General features: G+C 69.4%; 15 protein-coding genes. 6 read left to right on the top strand and 9 right to left on the bottom strand.

Annotation, left to right across the window (positions count from 1 at the left end):
* Nucleotides 1-2: 2 nt before the first annotated feature.
* The 5 genes from OG741_RS36495 to OG741_RS36475 all read right to left on the bottom strand — a co-directional run bounded on the left by OG741_RS36495 (nucleotide 3) and on the right by OG741_RS36475 (nucleotide 4,843).
* Nucleotides 3-1,133 (bottom strand): aromatic ring-hydroxylating dioxygenase subunit alpha, encoded by a 1,131-nt coding sequence (locus OG741_RS36495; RefSeq protein ID WP_405604937.1) that lies wholly within the window; start codon nucleotides 1,131-1,133, stop codon nucleotides 3-5.
* 126 nt (nucleotides 1,134-1,259) lie between these two features.
* Nucleotides 1,260-2,423 carry an NAD(P)/FAD-dependent oxidoreductase gene (locus tag OG741_RS36490; RefSeq protein ID WP_405604935.1) on the bottom strand — a complete coding sequence of 388 codons (1,164 nt, stop codon included), beginning with the start codon at nucleotides 2,421-2,423 and terminating at the stop codon, nucleotides 1,260-1,262.
* The gene (locus tag OG741_RS36485; RefSeq protein ID WP_405604933.1) at nucleotides 2,420-2,782 is read right to left on the bottom strand and encodes a bifunctional 3-phenylpropionate/cinnamic acid dioxygenase ferredoxin subunit; all 363 of its coding nucleotides are present in this window, start codon (nucleotides 2,780-2,782) and stop codon (nucleotides 2,420-2,422) included. The genes OG741_RS36490 and OG741_RS36485 overlap by 4 nt, the downstream gene beginning before the upstream one ends.
* A gap of 346 nt (nucleotides 2,783-3,128) precedes the next feature.
* Nucleotides 3,129-3,761, bottom strand: a complete 633-nt coding sequence (locus tag OG741_RS36480) for an MBL fold metallo-hydrolase (protein WP_405604931.1) — start codon at nucleotides 3,759-3,761, stop codon at nucleotides 3,129-3,131.
* The gene (locus OG741_RS36475) at nucleotides 3,758-4,843 is read right to left on the bottom strand and encodes an S-(hydroxymethyl)mycothiol dehydrogenase (protein ID WP_405604929.1); all 1,086 of its coding nucleotides are present in this window, start codon (nucleotides 4,841-4,843) and stop codon (nucleotides 3,758-3,760) included. Before OG741_RS36475 ends, OG741_RS36480 begins: the two co-directional genes overlap by 4 nt.
* Nucleotides 4,844-5,247: 404 nt before the next feature.
* On the opposite strand from OG741_RS36475, the gene OG741_RS36470 reads away from it, so the two are divergent.
* The gene (locus tag OG741_RS36470; RefSeq protein ID WP_405604927.1) at nucleotides 5,248-5,937 is read left to right on the top strand and encodes a pyridoxamine 5'-phosphate oxidase family protein; all 690 of its coding nucleotides are present in this window, start codon (nucleotides 5,248-5,250) and stop codon (nucleotides 5,935-5,937) included.
* On the opposite strand, the gene OG741_RS36465 is transcribed toward OG741_RS36470, so the two are convergent.
* A complete protein-coding gene (locus OG741_RS36465; protein WP_405604925.1) occupies nucleotides 5,934-6,521 on the bottom strand; it encodes a TetR/AcrR family transcriptional regulator in 588 nt (195 codons plus the stop codon). The two genes, OG741_RS36470 and OG741_RS36465, sit on opposite strands and share 4 nt — an antisense overlap.
* Nucleotides 6,522-6,682: 161 nt before the next feature.
* Between OG741_RS36465 and OG741_RS36460 the strand changes: the two genes are divergently transcribed.
* Nucleotides 6,683-7,702, top strand: a complete 1,020-nt coding sequence (locus tag OG741_RS36460) for an aldo/keto reductase (protein WP_405604923.1) — start codon at nucleotides 6,683-6,685, stop codon at nucleotides 7,700-7,702.
* Nucleotides 7,703-7,865: 163 nt separating this feature from the next.
* Here OG741_RS36460 and OG741_RS36455 read toward each other — a convergent pair whose 3' ends face one another.
* The 3 genes from OG741_RS36455 to OG741_RS36445 form a co-directional block, all read right to left on the bottom strand.
* Entirely contained in the window at nucleotides 7,866-8,366 is a 501-nt protein-coding gene (locus OG741_RS36455) for a pyridoxamine 5'-phosphate oxidase family protein (RefSeq protein WP_405604921.1), read from the bottom strand.
* Between the two features lie 94 nt (nucleotides 8,367-8,460).
* Nucleotides 8,461-10,152, bottom strand: a complete 1,692-nt coding sequence (locus OG741_RS36450; RefSeq protein WP_405604919.1) for a CocE/NonD family hydrolase — start codon at nucleotides 10,150-10,152, stop codon at nucleotides 8,461-8,463.
* 131 nt (nucleotides 10,153-10,283) lie between these two features.
* Entirely contained in the window at nucleotides 10,284-11,387 is a 1,104-nt protein-coding gene (locus OG741_RS36445; protein WP_405605968.1) for a hypothetical protein, read from the bottom strand.
* A 413-nt stretch (nucleotides 11,388-11,800) separates the two neighbouring features.
* On the opposite strand from OG741_RS36445, the gene OG741_RS36440 reads away from it, so the two are divergent.
* The 4 genes from OG741_RS36440 to OG741_RS36425 are packed head-to-tail and all read left to right on the top strand — an operon-like array spanning nucleotide 11,801 to nucleotide 16,774.
* The gene (locus tag OG741_RS36440) at nucleotides 11,801-12,826 is read left to right on the top strand and encodes a 3-oxoacyl-ACP synthase III family protein (protein ID WP_405604917.1); all 1,026 of its coding nucleotides are present in this window, start codon (nucleotides 11,801-11,803) and stop codon (nucleotides 12,824-12,826) included.
* A 2-nt stretch (nucleotides 12,827-12,828) separates the two neighbouring features.
* Nucleotides 12,829-13,776 carry a hypothetical protein gene (locus OG741_RS36435; RefSeq protein ID WP_405604916.1) on the top strand — a complete coding sequence of 316 codons (948 nt, stop codon included), beginning with the start codon at nucleotides 12,829-12,831 and terminating at the stop codon, nucleotides 13,774-13,776.
* Nucleotides 13,776-15,743: a fatty acid CoA ligase family protein gene (locus OG741_RS36430; protein ID WP_405604914.1), complete on the top strand. Its 1,968-nt coding sequence runs from the start codon at nucleotides 13,776-13,778 to the stop codon at nucleotides 15,741-15,743. Before OG741_RS36435 ends, OG741_RS36430 begins: the two co-directional genes overlap by 1 nt.
* A complete protein-coding gene (locus tag OG741_RS36425; protein ID WP_405604913.1) occupies nucleotides 15,740-16,774 on the top strand; it encodes an NAD-dependent epimerase/dehydratase family protein in 1,035 nt (344 codons plus the stop codon). Before OG741_RS36430 ends, OG741_RS36425 begins: the two co-directional genes overlap by 4 nt.
* Nucleotides 16,775-16,776 lie beyond the last annotated feature (2 nt).

The raw sequence follows: 16,776 nt of genomic DNA, 5'->3' as shown, positions 1-16,776 counted from the left end.
GCCTAGGCCTGCCCGTTGCCGAGGCGCTCGTGGATCCAGTCGTGGAAGGCACCGATGTGGTGCTCACTGGGCACGAGTACGCCTCCCTTGGCGTACAGGCGTGAGCTCATCGCAGGCTGGCAGCGCTCGCATGCGTCGAAGTCCTGCCGGTTGACCCGGTCGAAGAGCTCCACGGACCGGCTGACGTCCCTGCCGCTGTCCACCACGTCCTTGAGGTAGAGCCAGTCGCACTCGACGATCGTGCGGTCGACGGCGACCGGGTACATCCGGTGGAAGATCACATGGTCGGGGACGAGATTGACGAACACCTGCGGTCTGACGGTGATCGCGTAGTAGCGGCGGTCCTGGTCCTCGGAGACGCCGGGGATACGGTCCAGGCCTTCGGAGCCGTCCACGGTGAAGCCCTTGATCTCGGCGCCGAATTCGGCGCCGTGGCCGACGTAGTACTGCGCGGCATAGCCGTCGGCGAACTCCGGCAGCACCTCGGTGAGTTCGGGGTGGATCGTGGCGCAGTGGTAGCACTCCATGAAGTTCTCGATGATGAGCTTCCAGTTCGCCTTCACGTCGTAGACGATCCGCCTGCCGACTTCGAGGCTGTCCATGTCGTAGCGCTCGATCGACTCCACGTCGCCGAGCCGTGCCACGATCTCTCCGACGACCTGTTCCTCGAAGGAGGGCGGGGTCTCCGCCAGACAGACCCAGACATAGCCCAGCCACTCGCGAGTGGCCACACTCGCCAGGCCGTACTCGGTACGGCCGACGTCGGGCATCTTCGTGAGGTTGGGCGCGGCGACGAGCTTGCCCGTCAGGTCGTACGTCCACGCGTGATACGGGCACTGGAAGGCGCGCTTGACCTCGCCGGACTCCTCCGTGCAGAGCTTGGCGCCGCGGTGCCGGCAGACATTGAAGAAGGCGCGGACGGAGTTGTCGCGGGCCCGGGTGATCAGGATGCTCTCGCGGCCCACGTCGACGGTCCGGAAGGCGCCGGGCGCGGCCAGGTCGGAGGAGCGCGCGGCGCAGAACCACATCGCCTCGAAGATGTGCTCCTGCTCCTGGGCGAAGATCCCGGGATCGGTGTAGTAGGAGCCGGGGAGGGTCGCGATCAGGCTGTCCGGCAGGCTGGTCGAGGTCACTGGGCACTCCTCGCGGGTGACATCGTCGATGGGTCGTCGCGCCGGGACGGGGAGGTCCGGGCGCCGCTGTGCGGTAGGCAATGAACGGCGTGCTGAGCAGGAGCGCGTGACGCCGCACGTGTGGCGTCAGAGCGTGGCGGCGGCGAGTTGCTTGCGCCAGCGGGTGAACAGGCGCGGCTGGTTCATCCCGAGGACCGCCACCGGATGCCCCGACCGCCGGTAGACGGCCAGGAAGCTGCGGTCGTCGGGGAGTCCCTCCTCGACCGTCACACTGTCGGCGCCGGCGGAATGTCCGGCGAACTGGATGCGTACGCCGTACTGGTCCGACCAGAAGTAGGGCGGCCTGGGCGCCCCCGGCGTTGCCGCACCTCCGGAGAGCAGCGCGGCCACGGCCGCGTCGGGCCTCTCCCGCGCCCCGGTCCAGTGCTCGACGCGACGGTGGATTCCGGCGGCGGGGTCGTACCAGGAGGCGCAGTCCCCGACCGCGACCACTCCGGCCACGCTGGTGCGGCCGTCCGCCCCGCACTTGACGCCGTCGTCCAGGACGACGCCGCTGCCGGCCAGCCACTCGACGCACGGGCGGGCACCCACGCCGACGACGACGGTGTCGGCCGGGATGCTGCGGCCGTCCTGGAGCAGGACCGCCTCGACGCGAGCCTGCCCGCTCAATCCCTTGACCCCGACGCCGCACAGCAGGCGTACGCCGTGGTCCGCATGGAGCGTGGAGACGATGCCTCCCATGACCTCGCCGAGCGGTCCGGCAAGCGGAGTCGGCGCGGCCTCGACGACCGTCACGTCAAGTCCCAGGCCGTACGCGGTCGAGGCGACCTCGGCGCCGATGAACCCGCCGCCGATCACCACCAGCCGCCCGCCGAGGGCCAGATCGGCCCGCAGGGCCCGGGCGTCGTCCAGGGTCCGCAGCGTGTGCACTCCTTCGAGGCCCTCGCTGCCCGGCAGCATGCGCGCGGTCGCACCCGTGGCGATGACGATCCCGTCGGCCCGGACGGACCTGCCGTCGGCAAGCCGCACGGCGTGGTCGGCGGGGTCGAATCCCGCGGCCCGCACGCCGAGCAGCCACTCCGCCTGCAGGTCCTCGCCGTCCGTCTCCAGAGCGAGATCCGTTTCGCCGACCGTGCCGGCGAGGAACTCCTTGGACAACGGCGGCCTGTCGTACGGGCGGTGCGGCTCGTCACCGATCACGACGAGCCGTCCGTCGTAGCCCTGCTTGCGCAGGGAGCGTGCGGCCGACAGTCCGGCGAGCGAGGCGCCGACCACGGCCACGGTCCTCACGCGGGACCTCCGGCGAGCCGCGCCGCGATGCAGGGCGGCAGGTTCGGGGCAGCCGTGGACGGCTGGACGTAGACCATGCCGTCCACGATCAGGACCTCGTGCGTACGGACGGGGAGCTTGGCCGGCGGTGAGTCGACGGCCCCTGTCCGGAGGTCGAACTTCGAGGCATGCAGCGGGCATTCGACCTCACAGCCCTCCAGCCAGCCGTCGGCGAGCGACGCATCCTGGTGGGTGCATGTGTCGTCGATGGCGAAGACCTCGCCGTCATCGGTGTGGAACACCGACACGGGCGGGTCCATGTCGAGCCGTACGGCCTCGCCTCGCGGCAGATCCGCGAGACGGCACGCGGGAATCATCATGACACCTCGGGTGCTCGGGTGCATATAACGAAACAGATTGCGGTAAGCGCAACGCCAGTTTGAAGTCCCCCAAAGCCGGTGTCAAGGCATCCTCCGGACAGGCCGACCCCTTGTTCCATGTTTCTTTTCACGCAACGCTGTGCGTAGTACACAACTTCCGATCCAGAGTGAACGCTGCGGCCATCGGCGTCTTCGACCTGTTCAAAGGGGGTTTCGGGCCGCCTGGAGACAGCGCGCGGCGGCCCCGCGGTCAGCGTCATTCGACGTGTTGACCGGAGGCCGCCGCAAGGCACCCTCAAGACCCGCAGCCGCAAGCCGCGGTCAGATCCTGCTGCCAGAACCGCTGTCAGAACCCGCGGTCGATCCACTCCTGCAGATGCGGGGCTTCCGCCGCGATGGTGGTCGTGTCCCCGTGACCGGTGTGCACGACCGTGTCGTCGGGCAGCGCCAGCAGCCGGTTCCTGATCGACTCGATGATGGTGCCGAAGTGGCTGTACGACCTTCCCGTCGCCCCGGGCCCGCCCGCGAAGAGCGTGTCACCGCTGAAGAGGGCGTTCAGAGCCGGCGCGTACAGGCAGACCGCGCCGGGGGCGTGGCCGGGGGTGTGCAGCACCGTCAGATCGACGCCCGCCACCGTGACGATCTGGCCGTGGGCCAGTTCGGCGTCGGGCAGCCGCTCGGGATGGGTCTGCTTCCACAGCGGCAGGTCGTCCGGGTGCAGCAGAATCGGAGCGCCGGTCCGGTCGGCGAGCGCCGGGGCTGCGTCGATGTGGTCGTTGTGGGCGTGTGTAGACAGGATCGCGCGCAGCGTCCGGCCGCCGAGCGCGGCCATGATGGCGTCCGCGTCGTGCGCGGCGTCGATGACGACCGCTTCGGTGTCGTCGCCGACGATCCACACGTTGTTGTCGACCTCCCAGGTGCCGCCGTCCAGGGAGAACGTGCCGGAGGTGACCAGTCGGTCGATCTTCGCGGATGTCACAGGACCACCACCGAGCGCAGTACGTCACCGTGGTGCATCCGCTCGAAGGCCTTCTCGACATCGTCGAGCGCGATCGTCTCGGTCACGAACGCGTCCAGATCCAGCCGCCCCTGCAGATGGAGGTCGATCAGCATCGGGAAGTCGCGGCTGGGCAGGCAGTCCCCGTACCAGGACGACTTGAGCGCTCCGCCGCGGCCGAAGACGTCCAGCAGCGGCAGCTCCAGCTTCATCTGCGGGGTCGGCACGCCGACCAGGACGACAGTTCCGGCCAGGTCGCGGGCGTAGAAGGCCTGCTTGTACGTCTCGGGGCGGCCGACGGCCTCGATGACGACGTCCGCGCCGAAGCCGCCGGTCAGTTCGCGGATCGCCTCCACCGGGTCGGTCTCCTTGGAGTTGACCGTGTGGGTGGCACCGATCTTCTTCGCGGTGGCCAGCTTCCGCTCGTCGATGTCCACCGCGATGATCTTCGCCGCCCCTGCGAGCCGGGACCCGGCGATCGCGGCGTCGCCCACTCCGCCGCAGCCGATGACCGCGACGGAATCGCCGCGTCCGACGGCACCGGTGTTGATCGCCGCACCGATCCCCGCCATCACACCGCAGCCCAGGAGCCCGGCGACCGCGGCCGACGCCCGCTCGTCGACCTTCGTGCACTGCCCGGCCGCCACCAGCGTCTTCTCGGCGAAGGCGCCGATGCCCAGGGCCGGCGACAACTCGGTGCCGTCGGCGAGGGTCATCTTCTGCTTGGCGTTGTGGGTGTTGAAGCAGTACCAGGGCCGCCCCCGCAGACACGCGCGGCACTGGCCGCAGACCGCACGCCAGTTGAGGATGACGAAGTCGCCCGGTGCGACCTCGGTGACGCCCTCGCCGACCGCCTCGACCCGGCCCGCCGCCTCATGGCCGAGCAGGAAGGGGAAGTCGTCGTTGATGCCACCCTCGCGATAGTGCAGGTCGGTGTGGCAGACCCCGCAGGCCTCGATGTTCACCAGCGCCTCACCCGGGCCGGGGTCGGGGACGATGATCGTTTCCAGGCTGACCGGGGCGCCCTTCCCCCTCGCGACAACAGCACGGACCTGGTGAGTCATGGCCACTCCTCGACTGATGCGAACCCATGGGATGCGTTGCTTATTACGGCACACACCGCAAGTGCCGCAACACCAGCATCACGGAGGCCCGACCCGCGGTCAAGGATCCCGTCCGCAGCAGCCGCGGCCGGATTACGCCGCTCCCCAGGGCGTTCGGTCAGCTGGGAAACGCCCCTCGGTCGCGTTGACCAAGCAGTAGAACGCGGCCCGCCCCGACGCAGTCGGCACCTCCCTTGTCATACGTCTCAGGCTAGGGGGGCGATCACGACAGCGAGGGATTCAGCGACCCTCTCATCCAAGAACAACTGATTTCGTCGATCCATAGCGGTTCAAGTGTCGATATCGTTAGCCTACGGGTCATCCCCGTGACCGCCTCGGCAACAGCAAACAGTTGAGAGACCGACGTGAACAACAGCCCGCTTCCGGCCGCCCTGCCACAGACGGAACTCACTCGCCACCGGCGCCTGCGGGAGCAGGGAAGCCCCGACCGCGCGGTCCTCGACGCCATCCTGAAGGCGGGCTTCATCTGCCACCTCGGTGTCGTCGTCGACGGGCAGACCATGGTCGTTCCGACCGCCTACGGAGCCGACGGGCAGAACCTGTACTTCCACGGCTCGGTTGCGAGCCGCAGCCTGCTCGCCTCGCCCCGGGCCACGATGTGCGTCACCGTCACGCACGTGGACGGCCTGGTCCTCGCACGATCGGTGTTCGAACACGGCGTCAACTACCGCAGCGCGATGATCTACGGCGTACCCCGCCCTGTCACCGGCCCCGAGGAGAAACTCGCCGGACTGCGCTGCCTGACGGAACAAGCCGCACCCGGGCAGTGGGACTACGCACGGCAGCCGAACCGCAAGGAACTTGCCGCGACGTCTCTGCTCGCCCTCTCCCTGGAAGAGGCCTCCGTCAAGGTGCGCACAGGCGCCCCCGACGACGGCGACGGGCCGGACGCCGCACTCGGGATATGGGCCGGCGTCCTGCCCATGGCGACCACCTTCGGGCAACCGGAGGCCGACCCCGTACTTCCCGATGGCATCGCCCCGCCGCCCCACATCACCGCCCGCACCCTCGCGCCCGCAAGTGCCGGCAGTTAGTCCGGTCGACGCAGTCCTGCGATGAGGAGTTCGACCAGTCGGCGTGCGTCGTAGCGGGTATCGCTCTCCGCGCCGATGCAGAGGTTCCCGACCCCCCGCATGAGTTCATAGGCCTGCAGGTCTGACCGGATCTCGCCGGAGGCGGCTGCGGCGTCGAGCAGTTGGGTGCACACGGGCACGAGGCGGTCGATGAAGTAGGCGTGCAGGGTGTCGAAGCCCGCATTGTCCGACTGCAGCACCGCGGCGAGTCCGTGCTTGGTGACCAGGAAGTCCGCGAAGAGGTTGATCCATCGCCCTAGTGCGGCACGAGGAGTTGGGCCGGCCGCCAGCAGGGCCGGACCGGCCTCGGCGCAGGCCTCGACCTGGTGCCGGTAGACGGCGATGATGAGATCCGCTCGCGTCGGGAAGTGGCGGTAGATCGTGGCCGTCCCGACGCCGGCCTTGGCCGCGATGTCGCGGATCGGCACTTCCACGCCCGACTCGACGAAGATCGCGGCGGCCGCGTCGAGCAGGGCCTCCTTGTTGCGCCGGGCGTCCGCCCGCTTGGGCCGGGCCGCCTGCCCTGCGCAGTCGCTGTCTTTCACCGCGCCCTCCTCTCCGCTACCGAGCTTGCTAAACGGGACACTGTTCCGTATCGTAAAAACGGGACACGGTCCCGTTTGCTCATGATGCCAGAGCAGCGGCCGGGCCGACAACCAAGCCACGCATTGTCACCACGCTTCATCCGCAATGGAGGAACACGGTCATGCAGTACCGCACCTTGGGCCGCACCGGTGTGCAGGTCAGCTCCCTCGCGCTCGGCGCGATGAACTTCGGCAAGATCGGGCGTACCACCCAGGACGAGGCCACCGCTGTCGTCGATGCCGCTCTGGAAGGCGGGATCAACCTCATCGACACGGCCGACATGTACAGCGGCGGCGAGTCGGAAGAGATGGTCGGCAAAGCCATCGCCGGCCGCCGCGACGACATCGTGCTGGCCACGAAGGCGGGCATGCCCATGGGCGACGAGCGCAACCATCAGGGCAGTTCGCGCCGCTGGCTGGTCACCGAGCTGGACAACAGCCTGCGCCGTCTCGGCGTCGACCACGTCGATCTCTACCAGATCCACCGGTGGGACCCGAGCACCAGCGACGAGGAGACGTTGTCGGCTCTGACCGACCTGCAGCGCGCGGGAAAGATCCGCTACTTCGGCTCCTCGAACTTCCCCGCATACCGCCTCGTACAAGCGCAGTGGGCCGCGCGCGAGAATCACCTGAGCCGCTACGTCACCGAACAGCCGAGCTACTCGATCCTGCAGCGCGGGATCGAGAGCCACGTCCTGCCCGTGAGCGAGCAGTACGGGCTCGGTGTGCTGGTGTGGAGCCCGTTGGCCTCGGGCTGGCTGTCGGGCGCGGTGCGCGAGGGCCAGGAAATCACCACCAGCCGCTCGGCGTTCATGCCGCAACGGTTCGACACCGCGATCCCCTCCAACCGGGCCAAGCTGGACGCAGTCGAGCAGCTCGCCGAGGTCGCCGACGAGGCCGGTCTGACCATGATCCAGCTGGCGCTCGGATTCGTGACCGCGCACCCCGCCGTGACCAGCGCGCTCATCGGCCCCCGCACGCTGGACCACCTGCACTCGCAACTCGCCGCCGCAGACACCGTGCTCTCCGCCGACGTGCTCGACGCGATCGACGCGATTGTCGCTCCCGGCACCGACCTGGCCCCGCACGAGAAGAACGACACTCCGCCCGCGCTGCTGGACCCGTCACTGCGGCGCCGCTGATCGCGTCGAGTTGCCGCCGGAGCAGGCGGCGTCGGCCGGATGCCGCGTTCATCCGGTGACCGACCGGTACGTGGTCCAGAGCGCGGCCACGATGCGCCGGATCGCGCACGACATCGGCGCCGCTTGCCGCGCCGGGCCAGGGCGGAGCTACCGCGGTCGCCCCTCAGTCCCCCTGCTCTCGGGCACGCTCACGCACCAACCGCTCCACGGCGCTCGGGATCGTGGTCTCGAAGTCCAGCAGCTTCGCCCATTCGGGCGTGATCGTGATGCGGACCATCTGTTTGTAGAGCGACCGCACCTCGGCCTCGAACGTCGACCGCTGTTCGTCGGGGATGTACTTCGTCACCCCTTGGAGGTACTCGGCGGGGACGCCTTCGACCAGTTCGGTGACGGCCGTGCCGCGGACGAGCAGCACATGCGGTGGATGCCGACCGGTCGTGTCGATGGTCAGCGCCACCTTCGGGTCGGCCGCCAGGGCGCGGACCTTGTAGGAGCCCGGCACGGTGCTGATGATGATCTCCGTGCCGGACCAGTGGAAGCCGATGGGCACGACCCGCGGTGCTCCGTCGAGCCCGGTGTACGCCACGCGGGCCGGGATGTCCGAGGACATCAGCTCGAGCGCGAGCGGCTTGTTCAGGACGTCAGCGACTTCTTGTCGATGCATTGCGGCCTCCTGCGGGAGCTTGGCCCGCCGAGACAGCACCGTACGGCGAGAGGGGTCCGACGTGCATCGGCGACGCGCCCGGCTCATTCGTCGGCTATCGCAGGGGCAGCACCACTTCGGACGGGTCGTCAACCGGCGAGCCGAACGAGACCTTGCTGCCCAGCGGCGTGAGACCGCCGTACAGCGGGTCCTGAGTGTCGAGAACCAGGGCCAACCGGTGTCCCGGGGGCAGGTCGTAGGCGGTGGCGAAGAGTGCGATGTCGAGCGGGAAGGCTCGCCCCGGCGTTCTGCCGGTCCAGCTCTGCGGGGCATGGGAGATCAGTTTGCCCACGCCGAGGGCGTTCACGTCGTAGAGGTGGCCGATCACCGTGCCCTGCGGCGCGGAGGACGTGACGGTCGTGTGCAGCCTGACGACTCCGCGGACGCGCTGCGTGGCTGCGTACGGCTTCGACTGCCATACGGCTGCGGCCCATCGGGGCAGCAACGGGACCGCGACGACCGGAGGCAGCTTGATGAACTGGTCGAGCAGTCCGGACAGTTCGGTGATCCCGCCGTCCGCGCCCGAGTTGAGGCCGCCGACGACGGACGTCCGCCATCCTGTTCCCACCGTGGCGCCGCCGGCGAGCGGGCCGGTGCCGAAGGCGTCCGCCCTGCCCAGCCGCAGCCGCTCGGTCCGGGAACTGACAGCCTGCCAGGACGGATAGCTCTCCTGTGCACCGGTTGGCCGCACCTCCAGCTCCACCGGCGGCCGGGAGGTGCCGCTGCCTTTGAGGTGCTCGTCGAACCAGCGAAGCGCGCTCGCCCAGGTGGCGTTGTCCAGGCCCAGCAGGCCGGAGACCTCCTGTGTGGCGTGGTCGCCGGGGCGCATCTCGATTCGCTTGGGACCGGCCAGCTTCTGATAGAAGGCCGTGATCTGGCTGGGGTTGAAGATGCTGTCACCCCACGCGCCGGCAAGGAATACGGCCGTGCCGTTGGCGTTGATCCGGTCCACGTACGCGCCGGGCGACCTGGTCCGCGCCCATCTGATGACATCGGGGGTGTCGCGGTCGGCGAAGAGGTTGCCGAGCATGCGCCGGAACTCGGCGCTCTGGCGGCCCGTCGGCGTCTGTACGGCGGTGAGTGCGGCGACGGCCTGCAGGTGCCGGGTCTCGCCGCTGTAGAGCGAGTCGACCAGGTCCCCCCAACCGCTCATCGCTGCGACCGCTTTGATCCGCGGGTCGGCCGCCGCCCCCAGCAGGGTCAGGCCGCCGCCGAGAGAGAGACCGGTCATGCCGATACGCTGCGGATCCGCCGGTGTCCGGGCGATGGTCCAGTCGATGACCGTCGAGATGTCCGCGACGTCCTTGGGACCCGCGACGTCGACCTCGCCTCCGGAGAGCCAGAAGCCGCGGACGGTGTAGGTGACCACGACGTAGCCGGATGCGCCGAGTCGCTTGCCCTGAAGGACGTACTCGAGGTCGTTCTGGCCCCAGCTGGCCGGCTGCACGATCACCGGGTAGCGGCCGTGCGCGTCGGCGCCGGGGGTGCCGGGGGCGGGCGAGAACACGTTCGCCTTGAGGACGACACCGTCCTTCATCGGGATGTCGGCGAGGCGGAAGGAGGGCCCGGCCGCCGCGCGCTCCGGCCCCGCGTCCGCTGACGTGTGCCTGGCGGGTGCGGCGGGTCGGGCGGGTGCCGCGGCGACCGTTGCGAGGACGACAAGTGCCGCGGCAACGGCGGCACTTGTCGTCCGGACCGCGGCGCGGTGACCGCCGTGGCGTTGCGTGCGTCTCACTGGGGGCTCCATGTGGCTGGGACCGGCCTGTCCGGACGGCACGCGGCTCGGTGATCCGGAGCGTAGAGGTGCACAAACAGCCTCGGTGAGACGATGATCGGCCAAATTACTGACGGGTAGGATCCGCCGGATCGGGACTCAGGTCACCAGTCCCCGTCCTTCACCGGCGTCCCGGGCGGCGGCGGGACGTCACCGAGCGGCTGGACCTGGTGTGCGCCGGGCGGGGCCCACGGGGTGTGGTCGTCACCGAGCCAGTCGCCGACCGGCTTGACCTGGCTCAAGGTGCCGGTCGGCGCCAGGTCGGTGCCGTCCTCGTCGTAGTAGTCGAACCAAGGGAGCCCGGCCCGGGTGTAGGCGGCGCGATCGACGGGCGAGGGCGGCGCCTCCTCACCAGTGATGCGGCGCCAGTCGGGCGGGGTGACCAGATGGACGAACACCCGGCCGGCGGGGTCCTCGGCCCAGTCGGACAGGGGCCGGTCGTCCTGATAGACCTCCTGCCGCATGGAACCGCCCGCACCCAAGCCCATGGCGGCGGCCTGCGGGGGCGGCCCACCCGGAGCCGGGGGCGCGGCCATGGCAGCGGGAAACGCCGCACCGTAGCCGCCTCCCGGCACGCCGGCCGGTGCACCCGGCGCGGCCGCCGGTCCCCCGGGCCATGGCGGTGCGGCAGCCGGGCGGGCCCGGGCCGCCAACTCCGCCCGCACGCGCTGCTCTTCGCGCCAGGCACCGAGCGCAGCCCGGGACAGCCCGAACGCCTGGAGCTGAACCCCTCCCGTGGTCTCCTCGCCGGTGACCTGCCCCTCCACCGTGGCCCCCAGTCCGAGCGGCACGGCAACGAACTGACGCACCGTCCCCCGACCGGAGTTGATGCCGTCCAGCCACGGCTGCCGCGGCAGGACCACATAGTTCTGCGGCTTGCGCGCAAGCCGGCCGGTCCAGCGCTCGCCGGAAACGGCACAGACCTTGCCCACGCCGATCTGGAGCGCCGCGGGCTCCCTGCTGCCCGCGAAGCTCAGCCACAGGGCCTCCCGCAGGTACACCGGCAGCATCACCCCGCCCCGAGCCAGCCACGGGCGCGGCACGGTGCCGGGAAAGTCTTCGACGCGCCGCAGCGGGAACTCGCCGAGCCCCGGCGGCAACGGATGCGTCCCCGACTCGGGCAGACGCAGCGTACGGATGAAACGGATCTGCACCCCGCCGCCCAGCAGCAGACTGTTGCCCTCGATACGCACATCACCGGTGACCACGGCGACCTCCCCATGTCTCAGCGCCTCTTCCGCTGTTATCACGACCTGTGGTCCGTCACGGTTCCGGGGCGAGGGAAGACGTGTAACACAGCATTCGCGTGACCGAGACCGGGCGGATACGCCACGCGGATTGTTCACAACGACGACTCGAAACGCCGCCGACATCGTGTCGCAATATCGGCTGCCACTTTTGGCCAGCACCCTGGGGAATGCTAAATAACCGTCAAGTGGTGATCGTCACAGGCAGACGGTGGCCAGACGCCCTGCACAGTGCGCTAACGTCGTCGTGCGGCGCACTGAAGTCGGGGGAAATCATGACCCGTTGACATTCATTGAGGCTTTGACCATGCCGGTGCGCAGCATGAACAAGGAACCACCTGGAGGGGTTTGTGAATAAGAGTCGCTTAGAGTCCATGGGGGCATATCTCCCGTCGACGGTGATGAGCACTCCGGAACTCCTCGCCCGTATGGAGAAGGTTCCGGAATTCGACCTCTTCAAAATTACCGGCATGGCCGAACGCCGCGTCGCCGACGATACGGGCGACATTCCCGAGGACTGCCTCACCATGGCAGTCTCGGCGGCCCGCGCATGCCTGGATCGCTCGCGCTACGCCCCGGACGAGATCGACGTCGTGATCTCCTGCTCCATCAGCCGGACGACGGACGGCCGACGCCACCAGTTCGAGCCGTCGTTCGCCCACCGCATCGCCAAGGAGATCGGCGCGCTCTCCGCGCTGCACTTCGATGTCTCCAACGCCTGCGCGGGCATGATGACCGGCGTCTATCTGCTGGACCGGATGATCCGGTCAGGTGAGGTACGCAGCGGCCTGGTAGTCAGTGGTGAGCACATCACCCCGATCGCGTTCACTGCCGCACGCGAGATGGAGCACAGCCGGGACCCGCAGTTCGCGTCCCTCTCCGTGGGCGACTCGGCCGTCGCCGTGCTGGTCGATCGCGCCACCGACGAAGCGGACGTGATCCACGAGGTCGAGCTGATGACCTGCTCGGAGTACTCGCATCTGTGCCTGGGCATGCCCAGTGACGACACCGGCGATCTGGCGATGTACACGAACAACAAAGAGATGCACGCCGAGGACAGGCTCTCGCTGTGGCCGACCTTCCACCGCGACAAGCTGGCCGAAGACGGTCGCCAATTCGCCGACGAGGGATACGACTTCGTCGTCCAGCACCAGGTAGGCAGCCGGTTCGTCGACTTCATGAACCAGGTCGGCGAGAGCATCTTCGAGACACCGATGCCGCAGACGCTGTCGGTCGTCGAGAAGTTCTCCAACACCGCGACCACCTCCCACTACCTGGTACTGCATCAGGCACTGGCGGAAGGCCGCATACCCAAGGGGTCCAAAGTCCTCCTGGTACCCGCCGCATCGGGCGTGGTGACCGGCTTCCTGTCCGCGACCGTCTCCTCCCTGGAGGTGTGAAAGTGGCAACTGTCATAACCTCCACCGCGCTCAGCCCTGCCGACGAGACGGGCAGCGCGATCGGGTACGCCGCATCGGCCGGCAGCGCCTGCCTGGAACAGGCGGGGCTCACCGCCAAGGACGTCGACGTCCTCATCAACGTCGGCGTCTACCGCGACTCCAACATCTCCGAGCCCTCCGTCGCCGCGCTCATCCAGAAGCGCATCGGCATCAACCTGGAGTATCTGCACGCCCCGGACAGGCGGCCCGCGTTCTCGTTCGACCTCATGAACGGCGCCTGCGGCGTGCTCAACGCCGTCCAGGCGGCCGGTGCCCTGCTGGCAACCGGCAGTGCCCGCCGGGTACTTGTGGTCTCCGCCGACACGCACCCCTCGATGGATCCGTCGAAGGCGGGCACCGCCGATTTCCCGTACGCGAGCACCGGCGCGGCACTGCTGCTGGAACGCACCGGCGACGTCCGCGGCTTCGGCCGGATGCACCACAGGTCGGCGCCGGGCGGTCACGGTGTCAACGGGTATCTGCCGCTGTACGAGGCGGGCTCGGCGGGTCGAAAGACGATCGTCGTCGATCGCGACGGCGGCGTCCTGGAGCGCATGCTCGATCTGGCCGTCGACTCGGTACGCGGTTGCCTCGCGGCCGAGTACGGCACCGACGCCGATGGAGCGGCAGCGGTCCTCGACCGCACACTGCTGATCACCTCGCAGCCGTCGTCCGACTTCCCCGCCCAGCTCGCCAAACGCCTGGGCATGGCATCCGATGCCGCGGTCACCGTCGAAGGGGTGCAGGGCGACCCGCACACCTCGGCGCTCACCCACGGCTTCCGGCAGGCACAAGACGCGGGCAGGTTCGCCGGGTTCGACCGGATCCTCTTCCTCGCCGTCGGCGCCGGGCTGAGTTCGGCGTCCTGCCTCTACCACCTGGCCGACGACAGCGACGGAGCCGCGCACTGATGCCCGGCACCACAACCGCCCTGCGCCAGGACGCGTTCCTGGCCGAACTGCTCGCCTGGCACGCCGCTCGTACGCCCGGCAAACCGGCCGTCATCCACCCGGACGGCGACCGCATGGAATCGGCCGGCCGACCGGCCTACACGTCGGTCGGCTACGGCGAACTCGCCGAACGGGTCACCGCCTGCGCCGCCGCACTGGAAGCTCATGGCATCCGCCGCGGTACCCGTACTGCCCTGCTGGTGACTCCGGGCGTCGACCTGCTGACCCTGGTCTTCGCCCTGATGCACGTCGGAGCGGTTCCGGTGGTGGTCGATCCCGGCATGGGGCTGGGCCGCATGCTGGACTGCTTCCATCGCGTGGGGGTCCAGGCATTCATCGGCATACCGTCCGCACACATCCTGCGGCGGCTGCGCCCGCGCGCCTTCGCCGGAGTGCAGAGCCTGATCAAGGTCGGCCGCGGGAGCGGCACGGCACTTGAGGAGCTGACCGCCCTCGGTGCGGGCCTGCCGCAGCAGCCTCCGCTGGAGTCGGGGCCCGACGACCTCGCACTGATCGGCTACACCACCGGCAGTACCGGCCCGGCCAAGCCGGTCGAGATCACCGTCGGCATGCTGCGGGGAATGGCGTACGGCGTCGAAGAGGGCCATTTCACCAGCGACATGACCAGCACCCTGGTCACCCTGCCGCTGATGGGCGTGTTCGACCTCGCGGCGGGCCGCACGGCGGTGGTGCCGAAGATGAACATGGGCCGGGTCGGCGCCGCCGATCCGGCGCTGCTGACCGATGCGATCCAGCGCTTCTCCGTCAACGCCATGTTCGCCTCACCCGCGTTGCTGGATCCGCTCGCGGCTCATCTGGCGCAGTCCGGCGCCCAGGTGCCGTCGCTGCGGTTGATCGTCTCCGGTGGCGCACCGGTGAGCCCCGAGCTGATGGCGGCGCTGCGGGCCGTACTGCCCGGCGAGGCACGTGTGTTCAGCACTTACGGGTCGACCGAGGCGCTGCCGATGGCTCTGGTGGAGAGCAGAGAAGCGCTGGCCGGGCCTGCCGCCGGCCCGGCCGAAGGTCTGGGCGTCTGTGTCGGCCGGCCCGCGCCCGGCACAACGGTGCGGACCATCAAGGTCAGCGACCGACCGGTCCCCCGGTGGACACCCGGACTGCCGGTGGAAGCCGGTGAGATGGGCGAGATCGTGGTCAGCGGTCAGGCGGTCAGCCCGCGGTACTTCCAAGCGCCCCAGGCGGATGCCGAGCACAAGATCCAGGACGGTGGGCGTCGTTGGCACCGCACCGGTGATGTCGGATGGATCGACGGTGAGGGACGGATCTGGTTCTGCGGTCGCAAAAGCCACCGGGTCCGGGCGGCCGACGGCGATCTGCACACGGTGCGCTGCGAGAGTGTCTTCAACACGCACCCCCACGTGAAACGTACGGCGCTGGTGGGCTTCGGCCCGGGCGCCGAACAGCGGCCGGTGCTGTGTGTGGAGCTCGCACCGGGCGTCGACCGCAAGCAGTGGCCGCACATCGAGGGCGAGTTGCGCGAACTGGGCGCGAACAACCCGATGACCAAGGCGATCACGGACTTCCTTCCGCACCCCGCGTTCCCCGTCGACATCCGCCACAACGCCAAGATCCGCCGGGAGTTGCTGGCCGGCTGGGCCGAGGACCGGCTGACCGGAAGCCGCCGCCCGACGGCGGCCGACCAGGCGCTGCGCACCATACCGCTGCTCGGGTGGGCGTATCTGGCTGCCTGGCCGTTGCTGCCCCTGGACCATGTGGCCCTGACCGCTCTGTGGTGGCTCGACGCCTTCCTGAGCGTCGTCGTCCACGCCGCCCAGATACCGTCCGCGCTGCGTGCGGAGCAGGAACTCGCCACCGGGCGCAAACCATGGGCGACAGCCGCGCTCACGATGCTCTTCGGAGCCACGTGGTGGCGGACTGGGCTCCGCAAGGCGAAGGGCGCTTCGACATGAAGGTGCTGGTGACCGGCGCGTCCGGGTTCCTCGGCAGCCATATAGTCGACGCCTGCCTCCGCGCGGGCGACGACGTGCGGGTGCTGGTGCGCGAAGAGAGCGACCTGAGCCATCTGCGTACCGTCGCAGGCATCGAGTTCGCCTACGGCGACCTGCGCGACACCGCCTCGATACACCGGGCCATGGACGGCATCGATGCGGTGCACCACAGCGCCGCCCGCGTCACCGACAGGGGTACCCGCGCCCAGTTCTGGGACGAGAACGTCTCGGGCACGGAGCGCCTCGTGTCAGCGGCCCGGGAGGCGGGGGCGAGTCGCTTCGTCTTCATCAGCAGCCCCAGCGCGCTCATGAGCATCCGCGGCGGCGACCGGCTCGACATCGACGAGAGCGAGCCCTTCCCGGCGCGCCACCTCAATCTCTACTCGGAGACCAAGGCCGCCGCGGAGCGCTTGGTCCTGGCCGCGGACAGCGCGGACTTCACCACTGTCGCCCTGCGCCCGCGCGCCGTGTGGGGCCCGCGCGACCACTCCGGTTTCATGCCGCGGCTGCTCGCGAAGATGATGACGGGCAGCCTGCCCGACCTGTCCGGGGGAAGGCGGGTGTACGCGTCGCTGTGCTACTGCGAGAACGCTGCCGACGCCTGCGTGCGGGCAGCGCGTGCGGACGGTGTCGGGGGCAGGGCCTACTTCATAGCCGACGAAGAGCCGGTCGAGATCTGGAGCACGCTCGCAGGCCTCGCCGAACGGTTCGGCGGCCGGCCTCCGGCCAAGCGGGTCCCCCACAGGCTGCTGCGCGCGCTCGCCTTCACGGCGGACATGGTCTGGAAACTGCCGCCGCTGGCCAAGAACTCCTCGCCTCCGCTCTCCCGCTACTCGCTGGCCCTGCTGACCCGTTCGGCGACGTACGACATCTCGGCGGCCCGGCGGGATCTGACGGCGCCGCGGGTGGCCCACGAAGCCGGGATGGCCCAGCTGGAGGCCTGGATCGACAGCATCGGCGGCGTCGACCAATTCATCCGGAAGGTGAAGTAGCC

This window comes from Streptomyces sp. NBC_01410, assembly GCF_045040195.1.
Lineage (GTDB): Bacteria > Actinomycetota > Actinomycetes > Streptomycetales > Streptomycetaceae > Streptomyces.
Note: the sequence above shows the minus strand (reverse complement) of the source record. Positions and strands in the feature narration are given on the sequence as shown.

What these genes read in the sequence shown, in the direction of transcription:
- OG741_RS36425 (WP_405604913.1), top strand. Translation starts at nt 15,740, where the DNA reads ATGAAGGTGCTGGTGACCGGCGCGTCCGGGTTCCTCGGCAGCCATATA.
- OG741_RS36485 (WP_405604933.1), bottom strand. Translation starts at nt 2,782, where the DNA reads ATGATGATTCCCGCGTGCCGTCTCGCGGATCTGCCGCGAGGCGAGGCC.
- OG741_RS36430 (WP_405604914.1), top strand. Translation starts at nt 13,776, where the DNA reads ATGCCCGGCACCACAACCGCCCTGCGCCAGGACGCGTTCCTGGCCGAA.
- OG741_RS36455 (WP_405604921.1), bottom strand. Translation starts at nt 8,366, where the DNA reads ATGCATCGACAAGAAGTCGCTGACGTCCTGAACAAGCCGCTCGCGCTC.
- OG741_RS36440 (WP_405604917.1), top strand. Translation starts at nt 11,801, where the DNA reads ATGGGGGCATATCTCCCGTCGACGGTGATGAGCACTCCGGAACTCCTC.
- OG741_RS36450 (WP_405604919.1), bottom strand. Translation starts at nt 10,152, where the DNA reads ATGGAGCCCCCAGTGAGACGCACGCAACGCCACGGCGGTCACCGCGCC.
- OG741_RS36460 (WP_405604923.1), top strand. Translation starts at nt 6,683, where the DNA reads ATGCAGTACCGCACCTTGGGCCGCACCGGTGTGCAGGTCAGCTCCCTC.
- OG741_RS36475 (WP_405604929.1), bottom strand. Translation starts at nt 4,843, where the DNA reads ATGACTCACCAGGTCCGTGCTGTTGTCGCGAGGGGGAAGGGCGCCCCG.